Genomic DNA, 1194 nt, shown 5'->3' with positions numbered 1-1194 from the left:
GGATCACCCGATGCCCGCCTCCCGCCGAAGCCTGATCGCCGGCCTTGCCGCCGCCCTCGTCACCCCTCTGGGCGCCGCCCGCGCGGCCACGACGCTGCGCATCGGCTACCAGCGCTCCTCGACGCTGATCGCGCTGCTGCGCCAGAACGGCAACCTGGAGACGGCCCTCGCACCGCTCGGGGCCGGGCTGTCCTGGCACGAATTCACCAGCGGGCTTCCGATCATGGAGGCGCTGAACGCCGGGCAGATCGACGTGTCGGCCGACGTGGCCGACACCGTGCCGATCTTCGCGCAGGCGGCCGGGGCCCGGATCACCTACATCGCCCAGGAAGCGCCCTCCCCGGATGCGCAGGCGATCCTGGTGCCCGAAGCCTCCCCCGCCAAGACGGTGGCCGACCTTCGCGGCAAGCGGGTCGCGGTCACCAAGGGGGCCGGCAGCCATTACCTGCTGCTCGCCGCCCTCGCCGAGGCCGGCATGACCTTCAAGGACATCACCCCGGCCTACCTGACGCCGGCGGACGGCCGGGCCGCGCTCACCAGCGGCGGCGTCGAGGCCTGGGTCGCATGGGATCCCTTCCTGTCCGCCGCCCGGCAGCAATCCGGCGCGCGGGTCCTGCGCGACGGCACCGGGCTGTCGCTGTACAAGCGCTACTACCTCGCGGCCGACCCCTACGTGGCCGCCAACGGTCCGGTGCTCGCCGCGCTGTTCGGCCAACTCGCCGACACCGGCGCCTGGGTGAAGGCGCAGCCGGACGAGGCGGCCGCGCGCCTGGCGCCCCTGTGGAAGATCGAACCGGAGGTGATCCTGCGGGCGAACGCGCGGCGCAGCTACCGGGTGGAGCCGGTGACCTGGGCCGGCCTCTCCGAGCAGCAGAAGATCGCCGACGCCTTCCGGGCCGAAGGCCTCCTGCCCCGCCCGGTGGACGCGTCCGCCCTCGCAATCTGGGAGCCGCCGGCGCGCTGACGCCTCAGGCGCGGTGGACGCCGAGAACCTTCCGGCTCTCCTCTGCCAGCACCGCGTGACGCACCGCGCCCGGGCCCTCGGTGGGCGTCTCCTGCGCGGACTTGGCGATGATCGCCTTGAACCGCTTCTTGTCCCAGGACCGGGAGCCCAGGGAACTCAGCACAGCCTCGAGCACGACCCGCACGGCGGCCGACCGCTGCCGTTCCCGCGCGAGCTCGGCGGCCAGGAGC

Annotated in this window: 1 protein-coding gene and 1 pseudogene; one reads left to right on the top strand and one right to left on the bottom strand. The window is 73.7% G+C overall.

Going from position 1 to position 1194, the window contains the following annotated elements; genetic code table 11:
• Window positions 1-10: 10 nt before the first annotated feature.
• Window positions 11-964 (top strand): aliphatic sulfonate ABC transporter substrate-binding protein, encoded by a 954-nt coding sequence (locus FV228_RS30315; protein ID WP_147857801.1) that lies wholly within the window; start codon window positions 11-13, stop codon window positions 962-964.
• 4 nt (window positions 965-968) lie between these two features.
• Here the strand turns inward: FV228_RS30315 and FV228_RS33560 are convergent.
• A pseudogene (locus FV228_RS33560) lies at window positions 969-1194 on the bottom strand (methyltransferase type 11); the annotation flags it as partial.

The sequence above is a fragment of the Methylobacterium sp. WL18 genome, from assembly GCF_008040015.1.
Classification (GTDB): Bacteria; Pseudomonadota; Alphaproteobacteria; order Rhizobiales; family Beijerinckiaceae; genus Methylobacterium; species Methylobacterium mesophilicum.
This window is presented reverse-complemented; position numbering and strand designations above follow the sequence as displayed.